Below are 18,474 nucleotides of genomic sequence, written 5' to 3' on the forward strand. Positions count from 1 at the left end.
AATGAAGCTAGTATACTAGCTATCTAAAAATAAGGGAGAAATGAAAAATGGTAAAATTAATCGCTTTATACAAGCACCCAGAAAACAAGGAAGCTTTTGACAAGCATTATTTTGAAACACACGCTCCAATTACAGCAAAAATTCCAGGACTACAAAAAATGGAAGTAACAAGAGTTGTAGGCTCACCAATGGGTGGAGAAGGGAAATATTACTTAATGTGTGAAATGTATTATGAGAGCCATGAAGCGTTAAAAATAGCGATGAGAACAGATGAATCAAAAGCCTCTGGAAAAGATTTAATGTCATTTGCAGGAGATCTTGTGACATTAATGATTGGTGAAGAAGTGAATGAGTAATCAGCTCCAATTTATTCAGACTCAAATTGAGGATGGTATTGGATTTATTACGTTAAATAGACCCAAAGTGCTAAATGCCATCAATCGTCAAATGGTATCTGAAATAGTAGCTGCAGCTGAAAGCTTTGATCAAAATCCTGAAGTAAAAGTAATTCTCATTTCAGGTAATGGTCGTGCTTTTGCTGCAGGTGCTGACATTGACGAAATGAAAGATGATAGTTCGATAGAGTTAGAGCTATTAAATCAATTTGCCTGTTGGGATCGATTTGCATTAGTGAAAAAACCAATTATTGGTGCCGTCCAAGGATTTGTGTTAGGCGGAGGCTTTGAGCTTGCACTTTGCTGTGATGTTCTCTTTGCGGCAAAACGAACTGAGTTTGGTTTTCCAGAGGTGAACCTAGGTGTAATGCCTGGCGCGGGTGGAACGCAAAGACTTACTAAATTAATGGGTAAAATGAAAGCGCTTGAATGGTTATTGACTGGTGACCGAATGAGTGCTGATGAAGCAATCCAATATGGCGTCATTAACCGTATTGTAGAAAAAGAGGTGTTGTTAGAAGAAGCTGTTAAATATTCAAAAAAGCTTGCTTCAAGACCACCAATTGCTTTAAGACTCATTAAGGAATCCGTTTTAAAGGCAATTGATTATCCACTTTATGAGGGAATGCAATTTGAACGAAAGAATTTCTACCTTTTGTTTTCTTCTGAGGACCAGAAGGAAGGGATGAAAGCATTTATTGAGAAACGAAAGCCAAACTTTAAAGGAAAGTAGGGCGTCATAATGTACGAAACGATTCAATATGAAATCCAGAATCAACTTGCATGGATTACGCTTAATCGTCCAGATAGACTAAATAGCTTTACTGCGCAAATGAATAAAGAAATTGCTCATGCCTTAAAGTCATCAGAAGCGAACGATAACGTAAGATGTATTGTAATGACTGGAGCAGGTAGAGCATTTTGCTCGGGGCAAGACCTAGAAGGCGTAGGAGAGGAAATGGATCATGGGGAAGTATTGCGCTCAAACTACGGTCCAATGATGAAGCAACTAGCTGCAACAGAAAAGCCTGTAATTGCTGCAATTAACGGTGTTGCTGCAGGAGCTGGATTAAGCTTAGCACTTGCATGTGACTTCCGAATTGCATCTGAAAAAGCAAGTATGCTTCAAGCGTTTATTCATGTCGGACTCATTCCCGACTCTGGTAATTTATACACACTACCTAAACTAATTGGGCATGCGAAAGCATTAGAGCTAGCGGTATTAGGTGAAAAAATTTCTGCAGACGAAGCGAAGAATATTGGACTTGTAACAAAGGTAGTTCCAGTCGAGACGTTTTTGGAAGAGGTACATGCATTTGCAACTCGTTTAGCTGCTATGCCTACAAAGGCAATAGGGCTAATAAAAAGATCCTTACAAAATAGCTGGAATATTTCTTATGATGAATATTTAGAATTAGAAGCACAAAATCAACGAATTGCTGGTAAAACAATCGACCATCAAGAGGGTGTAATGGCGTTTGTTGAAAAGCGCAGACCGACCTTTGTTGGAAAATAAAGTACAGTCAAAGACCCGAAAATCAAAGGAGATGAACAATTCATGGCAACAGTTAAAGAACAATCGTTTGAACAGCTTGAGATGAAGCGTGAGGTTTATCATTTAATCATTAATGGAAAGCGTGTTAATAGTGAAAATGGAGAAACATTTACTACATACAACCCTGCAACGGGGGAAGCTATTGCAACAGTAGCAAAAGCATCTAAAGAAGATGCAGAAAAGGCTGTACTAGCCGCTAGAAATGCGTTTGATTTTGGAAAATGGCGTCATTTCCCTGTAAACAAGCGCTCACGTGTATTAAACAAAATCGCATCAATTATGAGAGCTCGTTTTAACGAGTTAGTAGAATTAGAGATTTTAGATAGCGGTAAATCTTTATCTGCAGCTCAAGGTCAAGTCATGCAAGCAATTGAAGACTTCGAGTTTTATGCGGGGGCTATCGTTGGTCACCGTGGAGTTGTAAATAACGTTCCGGGTGCATTCCATAACTATACAGAAAAAGAACCAGTAGGTGTTTGCGCGCAAATTATTCCATGGAATTATCCATTAATGATGGCTGCTTGGAAAGTTGCTCCGGCAATCGCAGTTGGTTGTTCAGTTGTTGTAAAACCTGCAACATTAACTCCACTTACTGCGATCTTATTAGGAGAAATTTGTATTGAAGCAGGAGTTCCAGAAGGTGTAGTTAACATTATTCCAGGCGCTGGATCTGAAGTTGGAAATTACTTAGTAGAACATGAGAAGGTAGACAAAGTGGCTTTCACAGGTTCAACTCCAATTGGGAAAAACATTATGGAGCGCGCTTCTAAAACGCTTAAGAGAGTAACGCTAGAGCTTGGTGGTAAATCTCCAAATATCGTATTTAACGATGCAGATGTTGATGCGGCAGTTGATGGTTCATTATTTGGTATCTTCTATAACACAGGTCAATCTTGTGAAGCAAGATCTCGTCTTTATGTACATGAGGATATTTATGATGAGTTCATAGAAAAATTCACTCTGAAAACGAAGAAATTAGTATTAGGAAACCCATTAAATAAAGAAACACATGTTGGTGCCATTATAAGTAGAGACCAGCTTGAAGTAATTGATGGCTATGTAAAATCTGCAATAGAAGATGGTGCAACGATTGTAACAGGTGGGAAAGAAGCAAAATTAGATGGCCTTGAAAATGGTCATTGGTATGAGCCAACAATCATTACAAATGTAAATCATGACATGAAAGCAGTTCGTGAAGAAATCTTTGGACCTGTTGTTGTTGTGATGAAGTTCTCTGATGAGAAGGAAGTGATTAAACTAGCAAATGACAGTGAATTTGGATTAGGATCTGCGATTTGGACAAAAGATCATGGAAGAGCAACACGTGTTGCAAACCAAATCCAAGCTGGAATTGTTATGGTAAACTGTCCGTTCTCAGCATTTCCTGGTACTCCGTTCGGTGGCTACAAGCAATCAGGATTCGGTAGAGAGTTATGTATTGAAACGCTAGACTTATATACAGAAACTAAGAGCATCATCTCTTATTACGGCTCGAGACCATTAAATCCATTTGGTGTGTAAGTTAGATAGAGAAAAGAACGAGCACTCAAAGAGGTGCTCGTTTCATATTGTTAGACATAGTTGGTCTTAATGAATAGTAAGGAGGGACTACCGTGATTAAGCACATTGTTGTAATCGGTTCAGGTATCATGGGAAGAGGAATTGCGTATGTATCGGCAGTGGGTGGCTATGAAACTACGTTAGTAGATGTGAAGGATGAACAATTAGAAAATGCAAAAATAGAAATCGAGTCTATTTTCAATAAAGGAGTCCAAAGAGGTAAACTTTCTGAGGAAGCGAAAGGTAAGGCACTAGAGCAGCTATTCTATACAACAAATCTAGCTGAGGTTAGCAAACTAGCAGACCTTATTATAGAAGCAGTGCCAGAAAAAATAGAAATTAAGGAAAGTGTGTTTGAGTTAATTGACCAAAACGCGAAGGCATCTTGTTATTTTGCTACAAATACTTCGACAATGAGTCCAACTGAAATTGCTTCCTTTACTAGTAGACCAGAACGTGTCATTGCGATGCATTTCTTTAATCCTGTACATAAAATGCCGCTTATAGAAATTGTAAAAGGTTTAGAGACTAGTGATGAAACGGCTACTATTGTAAATGAAGTGGCGAAGAAGATGGGAAAGGAAACGGTAACGATTAATGAATTCCCTGGTTTCGTGACGAGCCGAATTAGTGCACTCGTTGGGAATGAGGCATTTTATATGTTGCAGGAGGGGCTCGGATCACCAGAGGAAATCGATAAAGCGATTAAACTAGGACTGAATTATCCGATGGGACCATTTGAGTTAGGAGATCTTGTAGGGCTTGATACAAGATTAAATAACCTTCGTTACCTTCATGAAAAGTTAGGAGAGAAATATCGCCCAGCGCCATTGTTAGAACAATATGTGAAGGCAGGACGGTTAGGACGAAAATCTGGCAAAGGTGTATACGATTATACAGGAGGAAAAGAATCATGAGAGAGGTAGTCATTGTCGATGCCGTAAGAACTCCAATTGGTAAATACAAAGGGTGCTTAAAATCTATTCGTCCTGATGATTTAGGAGCAATTGTTATTAAATCATTGTTGAAACGTAATCCGAATGTGCCTGCTTCTCACATTGAAGAAGTGGTTTTAGGTAATGCAAACGGTGCTGGAGAAGATAATCGTAATGTTGCAAGAATGTCAACGCTTCTTGCTGGATTACCTGTTGAAGTGGCTGGAACAACGTTGAATCGTTTATGTGGTTCAGGTCTTGATGCCATTAATTATGCTGCAAGGGCAATTCTCGCTGGTGAAGGCGATATTTTTATAGCGGGTGGTACGGAAAGTATGACTCGTGCTCCGTTTGTAATGGCAAAGCCTGATTCAGATTTTCCTCGTGGAAATATGGAAATGTATGATACAACAATCGGCTGGCGATTTGTGAATTCCAAATTAAAAGAGCAATTTGGAACAGATAGTATGCCTGAAACAGCTGAAAATGTGGCAAAAGAGTATGGAATTACAAGAGAAGAACAAGATGCATTTGCTTTTGCTAGTCAACAAAAAGCTGCTACGGCCATGAATGAAGGGAAGTTCAATGATGAAATGGTTCCGGTTGTCATTCGCGATCGGAAAGGGAACGGGGCAGTGATTTCACAAGATGAACATCCACGTCCGTCAACAACATTAGAGAAGTTATCATCGTTAAAACCACTTTTTGAAAACGGTACTGTTACAGCAGGTAACGCTTCAGGTGTGAATGACGGGGCTTCTGCGCTTTTACTAATGAGTGCAGAAAAAGCTCAACAGCTAAACTTAAAACCTCTAGTTAAATATGTTGTTTCAGCTACTGCTGGTTTAGAACCGAGAGTAATGGGATTAGGTCCAATTTATGCGTCGAAAAAGGCGTTAGAAAGGGCTTCTTTATCAATAAATGATATTGGATTAGTAGAATTAAATGAAGCATTTGCTGCGCAGTCCTTAGCATGTATGAAAGATTTGGAAGTGAATCCGGATATTGTGAATGTCAATGGTGGTGCTATTGCTTTCGGTCATCCTTTAGGGGCGAGTGGTGCTAGAATTTTAACCACACTCATATATGAAATGAAGCGAAGAAATGTTCAATATGGATTAGCGACAATGTGTATTGGGGTAGGGCAAGGTATTGCGACCATTATTGAAAATATAGAGTAAGAGAGGAGTGGTCAAATGAATGTAAAATTAGAAAGAATGGGTCATATAGCAATCGTAACGTTGAATCGTCCTGAAGCATTAAATTGCTTTAATTATGATACTCTGCAAGAGTTTGGGTTACTTGTTGAAAATATATCTACAAACCAAGATATTCGAGTTGTGATATTTACAGGTGCTGGTGAAAAGGCATTTAGTGCAGGTGCAGATTTAAAGGAGAGACAACACCTTTCAACAGCAGAAGTCAAAAGAAACGTGAAAAAGATACGAGAAGTATTTGATGCAGTTGCGAGTCTCCCACAGCCGACAATAGCAGCCGTTAACGGGTATGCGTTTGGTGGTGGCTTTGAGTTGATGATTGCATGTGACTTTAGAATTGCGGTGAGTAATGCGAAAATGGGCCTTACAGAAGTAAGCTGGGGCATCATCCCTGGGGCAGGTGGAACACAACGTCTACCTCGTCTAATTGGAGAGACAAAAGCAAAGGAACTAATCTTTACCGCTAGAAAAATCACAGCCGAACAAGCGTTAAAAGACGGTATTCTGAGTTATGTTGTTAGTAAAGAACAACTTCTAGATAAATGCTTACAATTAGCAGAGGAAATGATGTCTAATGCCCCGATAGCTGTCCAGCAGGCCAAAGCTGCTATTAATCTTGGAATAAATACAGATTTGCAAACTGGACTAATAATTGAATCTAGGGCTTATGAAATGACAATTCCAACAAAAGATAGAACCATCGCATTACAAGCGTTTAATGAAAAACGAGCACCAATCTTTTTAGGAGAATAAAGCTATCATTTTTCTGTAGTACTTTAACTTGTTAAAATCTGAATTGTGTGATATCGTAAGGTTTGTTAATTGTGTATGATGATACATACACCTTACGAGAATAAAGCGTTATATTGAAAGTAGCGAAGGATGACAGCATAATGAACACAAGATCAATGATTTTTACTTTATACGGAGACTATATCCGTCATTATGGAAATAAAATATGGATTGGAAGTCTAATTCGTCTTTTAAATGAGTTTGGACATAATGACCAAGCAGTGCGTGCGGCAATCTCAAGAATGCTGAAACAAGGGTGGGTTGAATCTGAGAAGCAAGGAAATAAAAGCTATTATTTTTTATCAGACAGAGGCTCTACTCGTATGGAAGAAGCAGCAGATCGTATTTTTAAACTAAAGCCAGAGGAATGGGATGGAAAGTGGAGAATATTAATGTATACCATTCCAGAAGAAATTCGAAATATTCGCGATGAACTTCGTAAAGAGCTTGTATGGAGCGGATTTGGAACATTCTCAAATAGCTGCTGGGTATCACCCAATAACCTAGGAAAACAAGTGAATGATCTAATTAACAAATATGATATTGCAGAGTATGTTGATTTCTTCGAGGCAGATTACAAAGGCCCTCATGAAAGTCAACGTTTAGTCGAAAAATCATGGGATCTACACGATATTAACGAAAAATATAAGGAATTTATTTCTGAATATAGTCAAAAGTATATTATTGATAAAAATAAAATACACAAAGGTGAAATGACACCAGCTGAATGCTTTGTTGAGCGTACCAAGCTTGTACATGAGTATAGAAAGTTTCTATTCGTGGATCCAGGGTTACCTGAGGAACTATTACCGCCTAAGTGGCTCGGTAGTCATGCTGCATCACTTTTTAGTGAGTATTATAAAGAATTGGCAGAACCAGCTTCTACCTTTTTTGAAGAAGTTTTTAGTGAAGGTAATGAAATTTTGCATAAGAATAAAAAATACGATGTGCTGAATCATCCTTTAATGATCGACTAAATAATAATCCCCGACCTTACCAGAAGGTGGGGGAGTTTACTTATTCAATAGAATTTTTATACAGTTTTCCTTTTTCAACATATGTATCAATGGAAAGTTGAATTAACGCAAAGTCTTTCTCTGATAGCTCACGAACTACCTTGCACGGAGAACCAACTACTAGAGAACGTGGAGGGATTTTCTTGCCGGGAGGCACTAATGTATTTGCACCGACTATGCACTCTTCACCAATCTCAGCACCGTCTAGAATTGTTGAACCCATTCCGATAATTGATCTTTTCTTAATATGACAACCGTGTAGTATTGCATTATGGCCAACTGTTACTTCATCCTCAATGACAAGTGGTGAACCTTCATATAAATGACAAGTTACATTATCTTGGATACTTGTCCTTTCTCCAATTGTTATTTGGTCTTCATCACCACGCAAAACAGCGTTAAACCATATAGAAGACTCTTTTCCAATGACAACATCTCCAATAATCTTCGCTCCTGGTGCGACAAATACACTTTCTTCAACTTTTGGCACTTTATCTAAAAATGTATATAGCATTTTTTTCTCCTCCTTACATATTGTCATAATTTTTCAACTAGTATAACATTATTAATACGGGGAGGGAAATTTTATGAGTACTCTTGAAGAAATATTAAATATTAAATATCCAATCATCCAAGGTGGTATGGGTAACATAAGTAACGCTACACTTGCCTCTTCAATTTCTAATGCTGGAGGGCTAGGGACAATTGGAGTAGGTACACTTACTCCTCAAGAAATTGAAATAATGATTATTGAAACGAAGGAAAAAACATCTAATTCTTTTTGTGTAAACATTCCATTATCAGTAAATCCATATGTGAAGGAAATGATCAATTTAGTTATACAGTATAAGGTGCCAATTGTTTCATTATCTGCAGGGAATCCCGCTCCATTTATATCGTTATTCAAAGATAATGGCATTAAAATAATCAGTGTCGTTGCTTCTGTAAAACAAGCGATAAAGGTTGAGAAGTTAGGTGTAGACGTAGTCGTAGCAGAAGGCTATGAAGCAGCTGGTATCAATTCAGCACTTGAGACCACAACGTTAACGTTAATTCCACAAATCGTGAAAGAAGTGAACATCCCAGTTGTGGCTGCTGGAGGGATTGGAGACGGAAAAGGGTTAGCTGCAATGCTAGCACTTGGAGCAAGTGGCGTTCAGATGGGGACACGTTTTATTGCGACGAAGGAAGCACCTTTCCATCCTAATTACAAGGAAGCCATTATTAAAGCACAGGATGGTAACACAGTGATCGTTGGCAGAACGTTTGGGAAAATCCGTAGGTTAATTGATACACCGTATGCACAAAGTTTATTAGAATTAGAGAAGAAGGGCACAGCTGAGCTTTTTCAAGAGAAGACGTCTGAACACTATCATAAAGTAGGTGCAATTGAAGGAAAGTTGACCGATGGGTTTATAAATGGAGGGCAAATTGCTGGACTCATCGATGATGTTCCAACAGTAGAAGAACTATTGAAAAAAATGGTGAATGAAGCAAAAAAACAACTTCAACAAGTATTTGTGAAACTCAATACATATGAAGACTCCGAATAATCGGAGTTTTTTTGTTGGGAAAATATACTAATATAGGAAATGTCGGTTATGAAACTAGGTTAGCCAGTGAATATAAAGACAAAGAAATAGTAAAAATGTTATTTCACTAAATTTTTTGAAAATTATTGACAATTTAATTGCTACAGTGATAATATAACGTTGTAATAACGTTATGTAAAAATAACATTATATTAATTGAAAGCGTTTGCAGATAATTGTTCAATTTAGTAGTAAGTATTAGCTTTAGCTTGTTTCTAAAAAGCTAGTATTTCTCATAAGGTAGTAGTAACACTTTGCGAGTGTAGAACACAAGCATAGTTTACTTATGCTAGTAAGTTAGATTACTGGCTAATAAAAGAACAAGGGGGATCTGTATGGGAAAACGTTACGTATCAGCACTTTTTTTGATTTTTCAATTAGTCCTAGGTGGATGTAGTAGTAGTTCATCTTCGGACAAGGAAGTTGTAATTGGTGTTACTCAAATAGTTGAGCACGTTTCATTAGACGCTGCGTTTGATGGTTTTAAAAAGGCGTTAGCAGATAATGGATACATAGAAGGTGAGAATGTTAAATTTGACGTTCAAATCGCTCAAGGAGAAATGAGTAATAGTCAAACAATTGCTCAAAACTTTGTTGGTGATAAAGTTGATTTAATTTTTGCTAACTCTACACCAAGTGCTCAAAGCGCATTAAATGCTACTAAAGACATTCCGATTGTATTCACCTCAGTTACGGATCCAGTTGGAGCTGAATTGGTTAAATCTTTTGATAAGCCAGGTTCAAACATCACCGGTACAACAGACACCCACCCAGAAGCTCTTTCCAAAACATTAGAATTCGCTATAAAAGAAGTAGGTTCAAAGAAATTAGGAGTTATCTATAACTCTGGTGAACAAAATTCTCAGGTTCAAGTAAATGAAATTAAGAAGATTGCAGAATCAAACGGTGCAGAGATTGTGGAAGTATCAGTATCAACTTCTGCTGAGGTAAAGCAAGCTGCAGAATCGTTAATTGGACGTGTGGATGCAATATATGTCCCTACTGACAATACGGTTGTTTCAGCACTGGATACTGTTATCTCTGTAGCAAATAGTAAAGATATCCCTCTATTCGCTGGTGAACTAGATTCAATGAAGAAAGGTTCATTGGCTGCTAGTGGTTTTAGTTATTTTGATCTTGGTTATGAAACAGGATTAATGGCAGTGGAAATTCTGAAAGGTAACAAAAAGCCTTCTGAAATCCCTGTAGCCGTTCCGAAGAGCTTTGCTCTTGTAATCAACAAAATTGCTGCCAAAGAGCAAGGTGTTGAAGTAAAGGATAGCTGGAAGGATCTTGGTGAGATCTACGAGGGAGAATAAAACAGAAATAGAGAGGATGGTTTCCTTTGTTCACTGCCATATTCGGATCATTTGAGTCAGGAATTATCTATGCCATCATGGCTTTAGGCGTTTACTTATCTTTTAGAGTGCTAGATTTTCCGGACTTAACAGTGGATGGCAGCTTTGTTACGGGGGCAGCTGTTGCAGCAACATTACTAGTAGCGGGAGTAAATCCCGCTCTTGCATCAGTTGCTGCTATCTTTGTTGGCTTTATAGCAGGCTGTATCACTGGTATTTTACATACGATTGGAAAAATAAATGCCTTATTATCTGGTATCCTCATGATGATAGCCCTTTATTCCATCAATTTGCGGATAATGGGTAGATCAAACGTCTCTCTACTAAACACTGACACCCTATTTACTAGTGTTGAAGAGTTTTTTGCGGAAATCGGAATTCCAAGTTCATGGGGGATATTAATCTTCATGACAATTGTTACTTTTCTTATAAAGTTTCTAGTTGACCGTTTCTTAAAGACGGAAATTGGTTTAGCGGTAAGAGCGACAGGAGACAACCAACGTATGATTCGAAGTTTTGCCGCAAATACCAACACACTTGTTATTTTAGGGCTTGGATTATCGAATGCCCTCGTTGCCTTCTCTGGTTCACTTATAGCTCAACTTGGTGGATTTGCAGACGTTGGAATGGGTATCGGAATGATTATTATTGGTCTTGCTTCTGTCATTATTGGAGAGGCAATATTCGGGACAAAAACAATAGTTCGCACGACTTTTGCCGTAATAGGTGGGGCAATTATTTACCGAATTGTCATTTCTATGGCTCTTCGAGTAGAGTTCCTTGAAACAGGAGATATGAAACTCATTACTGCAACGATCGTCATTTTAGCATTAGTTATGCCAAAGATCATTGACTCGATGCGTGATAAGAAGAGGAAGAAACAAAAAATAAGAGAGTTAGAAGCTATGCCAGCTGTTATGAATGGAGAGGGGGAACATAATGCTCCAGCTAAATAATATTAACAAGATATTTAACGAGGGTACCCCTGATGAAAAAATAGCGTTAGATCGCATTAATCTCAAACTCAATAAAGGTGACTTCGTTACAATTATTGGAAGTAACGGTGCAGGGAAATCGACATTGATGAACATAGTTTCGGGAGTATTAATTCCAGATACAGGTAACGTTGTTATCGATGACAAGACCGTGACAGTTTTATCTGAAAATAAACGAGCTAGGTATATCGGCCGTGTGTTCCAAGACCCGATGGCAGGAACGGCACCGAGTATGACGATTGAAGAAAATTTAGCGATGGCCTATTCACGTAATAAAAAAAGAACACTCAAGCTTGGTGTGACGAAAAAACGTAGAGATTACTTTAAGGAAGTATTGGAGAGCTTGCACTTAGGGTTGGAAAATCGTCTTAGCGCAAAAGTCGGTCTTCTTTCTGGAGGGGAACGACAAGCACTTTCACTTCTAATGGCTACATTTACAGAGCCATCGATTCTATTGTTAGATGAACATACAGCTGCGTTAGATCCATCAAGAGCAGAGTTAATCACAAATCTTACAAAAGAAATTGTTGAAAAGTATGGACTAACGACAATGATGGTAACGCATAACATGCAGCAAGCAATTGATCTTGGAAATCGTTTAATCATGATGGATAAAGGTCAGATCATTTTACAAGTGGATGAGGCAAATAAGAAAAACTTAACGGTTCCGCAATTGCTACAAGAATTCCAGCAAATTCGTGGAACGACAATGGCGAGTGATCGTGCACTATTGTCGTAGTACAAAAAAAATAAAGAGTAAGTAGGGAGAATACATTCGTCTATTTACTCTTCTTTTTTTGGCCATTACAAAAAGGAGATTCAAAAATGAAAGAAGGATTACTAGTTGGGACAAAAGAGTGTATGGAAATAATCGTCACCCCTGATATGTTTGCTCAGTTTGGTGGTCAAGTCGTTCATCCTGTGTATTCAACAGTATCAATGGTATATCACATGGAATGGGTATCACGTTTAATTATTCTTCCCTTTATAGAAGAGCACGAAGAAGGAATGGGTGGTGCAGTAACGGTAAAACATGTAGCACCTTCACCTGAAGGAGCAATTCTAACCATAACAGCCGAAGTAACAAAGCATATGGGGTCAGTTGTTATTACAAGGACAGAAGTCAAGCATCGTAATCAAGTAGTTGGCGTTGGAGAGGTAAAACAAGTGATTGTTCCAAAAATGAAAATAAATGAGCTAATCAAGTCTCTATAAATGGAATGAGTGAAAGGATGAATTGGAATGGATATGTTTCAAAGAATTAATGAACACCAACAAGTTGTTTTTTGTAATGATGAACAAAGTGGGTTAAAAGCGATTATAGCCATTCATAACACAACATTAGGACCTGCATTAGGTGGCTGCCGTATGCAACCTTACAAGACAGTTGATGACGCACTCGAAGATGTTCTTCGATTATCAAAGGGAATGACGTACAAGTGTGCCGCAGCTGATGTCGACTTTGGTGGTGGTAAAGCTGTTATTATCGGGGATCCACTTAAGGATAAGTCACCAGAATTGTTCCGCGCTTTCGGTCAATTTGTTGAAGGATTAAATGGACGTTTTTATACAGGAACAGATATGGGTACAGAGCCTGAAGATTTCGTTCATGCATTAAAAGAAACGAACTGTATTGTTGGAGTTGAAGAAGTTTATGGCGGAAGTGGTGACTCATCTGCACCAACAGCATTAGGAGTAATTTACGGACTGCAAGCTACAAATAAAGCGGTATTTGGATCTGAAGATTTGTATGGTAAAAGCTATGCCATACAAGGTCTTGGTAAGGTTGGCTTTAAAGTAGCAGAACGTTTGATGGAAGAAGGGGCAGACCTTTATGTAACCGATATTCATCAACATGCGATTGATGACCTTGTGACAAAGTCAAAGCAACTTGGGACATTAATTAAGGTAGTTAGTAGTCAAGAAATCTACCAAACAAACGCGGACGTTTTTGTGCCTTGTGCGATTGGTGGGATTATTAATGATGAAACGATTTCAATGTTAAATGTAAAGGCTGTTGTTGGTTCTGCTAATAATCAATTACTGGAGTTACGTCATGGACAAATGCTGCAAGATAAAGGAATTCTATATGCTCCAGACTATATCGTAAATGCTGGTGGATTAATTCAAGTAGCAGATGAACTATATGAACCAAACAAAGAGAGAGTCCTACGAAAAACAAAGGCTATTTACAATTCATTATTTGATATATACAAGCAAGCTGAAATGGACAGCATTACAACTGTAGAAGCAGCGAACCGTTTCTGTGAGGAGCGAATTAAAGCACGTACAAAACGTAATAGCTTCTTCTCTCACTCAAAGCGCCCTAAATGGAATGTAAGATATTAAAACGAACATGATGGATATAGAGAATAGGGGTGTTTAAATGGAAACTCAATTTCCAATTAAAACTATCGTTGATGAGCAAGGAGTTATTGTAGATAAAAACTATGAAAATGATATTACAAGAGAGTTAGTATATAAGTTTTATGAGCAAATGGTTCGCATTCGTGTATTTGATCGTAAATGTGTAAGTTTACAACGACAAGGACGAATTGGTACGTATGCTCCATTTGAAGGACAGGAAGCATCACAAGTAGGGAGTGCTATTGCGCTTAATGGAGATGATTGGCTATTTCCTTCGTATCGGGATCATGGTGCTGCGATGACGTTTGGTCATTCATTAGTGAACATTCTATTATTTTGGAATGGTCGAAATGAAGGGTGTGTTCCACCACCTGGGAAGAAGATATTCCCACCAGGTATTCCGATTGCGACACAATTACCACATGCTGTTGGGGCTGCTTATGCAGAATCATTAAAAGGAACGAAAAATGCAGCAATCGTTTACTTTGGTGACGGAGCAACTTCAGAAGGAGACTTTCATGAAGCATTAAACATGGGGAGTGTTCTGAATTCTCCAGTTGTCTTTTTCAATCAAAATAATGGCTTTGCTATCTCTGTACCACTTCATAAGCAAATGAAAACGAAAACCATCGCCCAAAAGGCACTTGCCTATGATATTGAAGGCATTCGAATTGATGGGAATGATGTGTTTTCAGTTTATTTTACGACACTTCAATCACTTGAGAAAGCGAGAAGTGGTGAAGGACCAACATTAATAGAATCTGTTACATGGCGTTACGGAGCACATACAACAGCTGATGACCCAACGAAATACCGTGATCAATTAGAAAGTAATAATAGAAGAGAAACAACAGACCCTCTTCTAAGAATAGAGAGATTGATGAAAAACAAAGGCTGGTTTAATGAAAGTTGGATGAAAGAATTAGAAACCAAAGTGTCAAATGAAATAGATGAGGCTATTGAAGAAATGGAGCAATATCCGAAAGCGAATCCTGCAGATATATTTGATTTTGTGTTCGAAACTCCAACTTGGTCAATTCTAGAGCAGAAAGAAGCGTTACTCAACCATAAGAGAGGTGAAAAACATGCAAACAGCCGTTAAAACAAAAACGTTAACAATGATTCAAGCTATTACGGACGCGATGCGTATTATGCTGAAAGAAAGAGAAGATGTTGTTTTACTCGGTGAGGATATTGGTAAAAATGGTGGCGTTTTTAGAGCTACGGATGGGTTACAAGAGGAGTTTGGTGACGTTCGAGTTCTGGATACACCTTTGAGTGAAGCAGGATTTGTTGGAGCTGCAATCGGTATGGCTGTTTGTGGTTTTCGCCCTGTGGTAGAAATACAGTTTCTTGGTTTTATTTATCCTGCTTATGAGCAAATCATGACACATGCCTCAAGACTACGGTCAAGAACGATGGGACATTATACGGTACCAATGGTCATTCGTGCTCCTTATGGGGCAGGTGTTCGTGCTCCTGAAATTCACTCAGATAGCACTGAAGCTTTATTTACCCACATGCCAGGAATGAAGGTAGTTTGTCCTTCGAATCCTTATGACGCAAAAGGCCTGTTAATAGCAGCAATTGAAGATCCAGATCCGGTATTATTCCTTGAACCAATGAGATCCTATCGTGCGTTTAAAGAGGAAGTACCAGATGGAAAATATACGATTGAAATAGGAAAGGGAAAGCGTGTAATGGAGGGTGAAGATGTTTCCATTTTTGCTTGGGGAGCGATGATTCCCCTTGTCATGAAGGCTGCAGAACAAATGAAGAATCGTGGAATTAATTGCGATGTAATTGATCTACGTTCACTATATCCACTAGATAGAGACCTCATTACAGAGTCTGTCCAAAAAACAGGAAGAACGGTTATTGTGCATGAGGGGCATTCAACAAGTGGTGTTGGAAATGATATTTTGCAAATCATTAATGACTATTCGTTCCTTTATCAAAAAGCTCCAACCGAAAAGGTATCGGGATTTGATACACCTGTACCTTATTTTGGCTTTGAAGATGATTATTTACCGACTACGGAAAGAGTGATTGAAGCAATTGAGAAGGTAATGAAGTTCTAGGGGGTACTTTTATGATTGAAGTGAAGCTTCATGATATTGGTGAAGGAATGACCGAAGCTGATATTACTCACTTTTTTGTTAAGGTGGGAGATCGGGTTAAGGCTGATGAACCGATCGTCGAGGTACAAACAGATAAAATGGTGGCGGAAATTCCAGCACCGAAATCTGGAGTAGTGAAAGAAATCGTTGTTGGTACAGGTGAAACAATCAGTGTAGGAACGACGGTTATGATTATTGAGGATGAGTCTACTGTTGTAACGCAGCCTTCTAATCAACAACCCGAGAATAAAAGTAAGTCAAAACGAATTATGGCATCTCCATATACAAGAAAGATTGCAAGGGAGAATGGAATTAACATTGAACAGATACAAGGATCAGGACCTGGTGGCAGAATTACAGATGAAGATGTTTACAGTCAAATCAGATCTAATTCTAGCCCTATCATTGTTGAGGAATTAGTTACTGAGTCAAAGACAGTTGTCCCTATTAAACCTTATAGTACAGACATTCCGTTCAAGGGTCGTAGAAAGCAAATTGGTAAGAAAATGCAGCAGTCTTTAATTACTATACCTCACTGCACTCACTTTGAGGAAATTGATGTAACAGAATTAATGAATATTAGGGAGCATCTAAAAGAAGAGGAAATCAAAATTTCTGCTAACGCCTTCTTCTTAAAAGCGATCTCGTTAACATTAAAGGAGTTTCCAATATTCAATGCTGTTTTAGATGAAGAAAATGAAGTCATTCGTCTGCTTGATGAGCATCATTTGGGTATTGCAACAGACACAGAGGATGGCCTTATAGTCCCTGTTGTTCGAAATGTAGAAAAAAAGAATCTAAAACAATTGCATACAGAGATGAAGGATTTAACGAAAAAGGCACTTGAAAACAAGTTATCGATACAAGAAGTTTCAGGTGGTACGTTTACGATTAGCAACGTAGGTCCCCTAGGTGGTTCAATTGGTGCAACGCCAATTATTAACTATCCAGAGGTAGCGTTGTTATCCTTTCATAAAACAAAGAAAATGCCAGTTGTGAATAAGAAAGATGAAATTGTTGTCCGCTCAATGATGAATGTATCCATGTCATTTGACCATCGGGTTGTTGATGGTGCAACGGCAGTTAAATTTACGAACCATTTTGCAAAATTAATAGAAAATCCTACTTTTATGTTGCTGGAGTTGGTGTAAATGGTTGTTGGTGAATTAGCTCAAGAACGAAACGTTGTGATTATAGGCGGTGGACCAGGTGGCTATCATGCAGCTATTCGCGCAGCCCAGCTTGGTTTATCCGTAACATTAGTAGAGAAATTAAATTTAGGTGGCGTTTGTTTAAATGAAGGATGCATTCCTTCAAAAGTGTTTACAACAAGTGCTAAGAAGTATAGTGATTTAAGCAATTTTCATGATTTTGGAATAGAGCTAGAAGATTTCAAATTGAACTTAATGCAGCTTCATCAATATAAAAACAAGGTAGTCGCCCAACTCCGTTCTGGTGTAGAAGCACTTTGTAAGGCGAATAAAGTAGATGTTGTAAATGGAACTGCTTATTTTATATCAGAAGAAAAGATTGGCGTAGAGTCTGGTCATCAATTTGATGTTTATAAGTTCAAAAACGCTATTATAGCGGCAGGAGCTTCACTACACAAATCGGCTGTAACAGATTCAGAGCTTATCTTAGACGAGAGAACGATTTATTCTCTTGAAAAAATACCTGATCATTTAATTGTTTATGGATCAGACTACATCTCTATTGAAGTAGCGATGGTTTTTCAACAACTAGGGGCTAAAGTATCTATTTGTTTACAAGAAGAGGATTTCAAACTAGATACTTCAATTAATCGTGAACTAACACGTATGTTAAAAAAGGCTAAAATTAAAATTTATAAAGGTAGTAAACTCCGGAGCGTTAGAGGAGATAACGAGGTTGCTCAAGTTACGATAGAAATGAAAAACGGAGAAGTTACTCTTGAAGGATCACATTGTTTTGTTAGTCGTGAAAAGAAACCGAATATAGAAGGACTTGGAATTGACCGCTTACCTATTCAATGTGATCAAGATGGATTTATTATGACCAATTCCAAATGCCAAACATCAGTGCCTCATATCTTGGCAATTGGTGATGTTACCACAACTCATAAGCTTGCCGTTATTGCCATTAAACAAGGGAAGGTTGCAGCAGAAGTAATTGCCGGTATGAATAGCGAATATGACGATATCCATATTCCTACAGTCATTCACGCTAATCCTCCAATTGCTACAGTCGGATTAACAGAAGAACAAGCAAAGTTTGAATATAAAGAGATTAAAGTTTCACAAGCACCTATTCAGTCAAATGGATTTGCTAGTGTAATTGGGAATAAAGACGGGTTTATTAAAACCATTTCTGATGCTGAAAGCGGAATCATAGTTGGAGTGCACATGATGGGACACGGTGCAATCGAGTTGTTGTCAACAAGTATAATTGGCCTTGAAATGGTCGCTAGAGAAGAAGATTTTTCATTCCCATATTATGCACATCCAAGTATTAATGAAAGTTTACTAGAATCTGTGGAAGGTTTAAATGGTAAGGCAATTCATTTACCACCAAAATCAAAACAATTAGTTTAGTT

19 protein-coding genes are annotated in these 18,474 nt (G+C 38.2%); 18 read left to right on the forward strand and 1 reads right to left on the reverse strand.

From position 1 onward, the window contains the following. Positions 1-47: 47 nt before the first annotated feature. The 8 genes from JR050_RS17225 to paaX all read left to right on the forward strand — a co-directional run bounded on the left by JR050_RS17225 (position 48) and on the right by paaX (position 7,431). Complete coding sequence (locus JR050_RS17225) at positions 48-356, forward strand: EthD family reductase (protein ID WP_204204859.1); 309 nt, start codon at positions 48-50, stop codon at positions 354-356. Beyond that, complete coding sequence (locus JR050_RS17230) at positions 349-1,128, forward strand: enoyl-CoA hydratase/isomerase family protein (protein ID WP_204204860.1); 780 nt, start codon at positions 349-351, stop codon at positions 1,126-1,128. Before JR050_RS17225 ends, JR050_RS17230 begins: the two co-directional genes overlap by 8 nt. Positions 1,129-1,137: 9 nt before the next feature. Beyond that, a complete protein-coding gene (locus tag JR050_RS17235) occupies positions 1,138-1,911 on the forward strand; it encodes an enoyl-CoA hydratase-related protein (RefSeq protein ID WP_204204861.1) in 774 nt (257 codons plus the stop codon). Positions 1,912-1,953: 42 nt separating this feature from the next. Further along, positions 1,954-3,471 carry an aldehyde dehydrogenase family protein gene (locus JR050_RS17240; protein WP_204204862.1) on the forward strand — a complete coding sequence of 506 codons (1,518 nt, stop codon included), beginning with the start codon at positions 1,954-1,956 and terminating at the stop codon, positions 3,469-3,471. 92 nt (positions 3,472-3,563) lie between these two features. Further along, complete coding sequence (locus JR050_RS17245) at positions 3,564-4,427, forward strand: 3-hydroxyacyl-CoA dehydrogenase (protein WP_204204863.1); 864 nt, start codon at positions 3,564-3,566, stop codon at positions 4,425-4,427. Beyond that, a complete protein-coding gene (locus tag JR050_RS17250) occupies positions 4,424-5,626 on the forward strand; it encodes a thiolase family protein (RefSeq protein ID WP_204204864.1) in 1,203 nt (400 codons plus the stop codon). The genes JR050_RS17245 and JR050_RS17250 overlap by 4 nt, the downstream gene beginning before the upstream one ends. A 15-nt stretch (positions 5,627-5,641) precedes the next feature. Then, entirely contained in the window at positions 5,642-6,415 is a 774-nt protein-coding gene (locus tag JR050_RS17255) for an enoyl-CoA hydratase-related protein (protein ID WP_204204865.1), read from the forward strand. 140 nt (positions 6,416-6,555) lie between these two features. Continuing rightward, positions 6,556-7,431 (forward strand): phenylacetic acid degradation operon negative regulatory protein PaaX, encoded by an 876-nt coding sequence (paaX, locus tag JR050_RS17260; RefSeq protein ID WP_204204866.1) that lies wholly within the window; start codon positions 6,556-6,558, stop codon positions 7,429-7,431. Between the two features lie 40 nt (positions 7,432-7,471). On the opposite strand, the gene JR050_RS17265 is transcribed toward paaX, so the two are convergent. Then, the gene (locus tag JR050_RS17265; protein WP_204204867.1) at positions 7,472-7,984 is read right to left on the reverse strand and encodes a gamma carbonic anhydrase family protein; all 513 of its coding nucleotides are present in this window, start codon (positions 7,982-7,984) and stop codon (positions 7,472-7,474) included. A 73-nt stretch (positions 7,985-8,057) separates the two neighbouring features. Between JR050_RS17265 and JR050_RS17270 the strand changes: the two genes are divergently transcribed. The 10 genes from JR050_RS17270 (at position 8,058) to lpdA (ending at position 18,472) form a co-directional block, all read left to right on the forward strand. Then, the gene (locus JR050_RS17270; protein WP_204204868.1) at positions 8,058-9,023 is read left to right on the forward strand and encodes an NAD(P)H-dependent flavin oxidoreductase; all 966 of its coding nucleotides are present in this window, start codon (positions 8,058-8,060) and stop codon (positions 9,021-9,023) included. A 374-nt stretch (positions 9,024-9,397) separates the two neighbouring features. After that, complete coding sequence (locus tag JR050_RS17275) at positions 9,398-10,381, forward strand: ABC transporter substrate-binding protein (protein WP_204204869.1); 984 nt, start codon at positions 9,398-9,400, stop codon at positions 10,379-10,381. A 26-nt stretch (positions 10,382-10,407) separates the two neighbouring features. Further along, positions 10,408-11,376, forward strand: coding sequence for an ABC transporter permease (locus JR050_RS17280; RefSeq protein ID WP_204204870.1), 969 nt, complete (start codon positions 10,408-10,410; stop codon positions 11,374-11,376). After that, complete coding sequence (locus JR050_RS17285; RefSeq protein WP_204204871.1) at positions 11,360-12,154, forward strand: ABC transporter ATP-binding protein; 795 nt, start codon at positions 11,360-11,362, stop codon at positions 12,152-12,154. Before JR050_RS17280 ends, JR050_RS17285 begins: the two co-directional genes overlap by 17 nt. An 86-nt stretch (positions 12,155-12,240) precedes the next feature. After that, positions 12,241-12,630 carry a thioesterase family protein gene (locus tag JR050_RS17290; protein WP_204204872.1) on the forward strand — a complete coding sequence of 130 codons (390 nt, stop codon included), beginning with the start codon at positions 12,241-12,243 and terminating at the stop codon, positions 12,628-12,630. 27 nt (positions 12,631-12,657) lie between these two features. Further along, entirely contained in the window at positions 12,658-13,764 is a 1,107-nt protein-coding gene (locus JR050_RS17295; RefSeq protein ID WP_204204873.1) for a Leu/Phe/Val dehydrogenase, read from the forward strand. A 37-nt stretch (positions 13,765-13,801) separates the two neighbouring features. Continuing rightward, a complete protein-coding gene (pdhA, locus tag JR050_RS17300; RefSeq protein WP_204204874.1) occupies positions 13,802-14,884 on the forward strand; it encodes a pyruvate dehydrogenase (acetyl-transferring) E1 component subunit alpha in 1,083 nt (360 codons plus the stop codon). After that, complete coding sequence (locus JR050_RS17305; protein WP_204204875.1) at positions 14,868-15,863, forward strand: alpha-ketoacid dehydrogenase subunit beta; 996 nt, start codon at positions 14,868-14,870, stop codon at positions 15,861-15,863. Before pdhA ends, JR050_RS17305 begins: the two co-directional genes overlap by 17 nt. Before the next feature lie 14 nt (positions 15,864-15,877). Then, positions 15,878-17,053: a dihydrolipoamide acetyltransferase family protein gene (locus JR050_RS17310; protein ID WP_430392897.1), complete on the forward strand. Its 1,176-nt coding sequence runs from the start codon at positions 15,878-15,880 to the stop codon at positions 17,051-17,053. Beyond that, the gene (gene lpdA, locus JR050_RS17315; protein ID WP_204204877.1) at positions 17,054-18,472 is read left to right on the forward strand and encodes a dihydrolipoyl dehydrogenase; all 1,419 of its coding nucleotides are present in this window, start codon (positions 17,054-17,056) and stop codon (positions 18,470-18,472) included. The last annotated feature ends 2 nt before the right edge of the window (positions 18,473-18,474 follow it).

The organism is Bacillus suaedaesalsae (assembly GCF_016890225.1).
GTDB lineage: Bacteria > Bacillota > Bacilli > Bacillales > SA4 > Bacillus_BS > Bacillus_BS suaedaesalsae.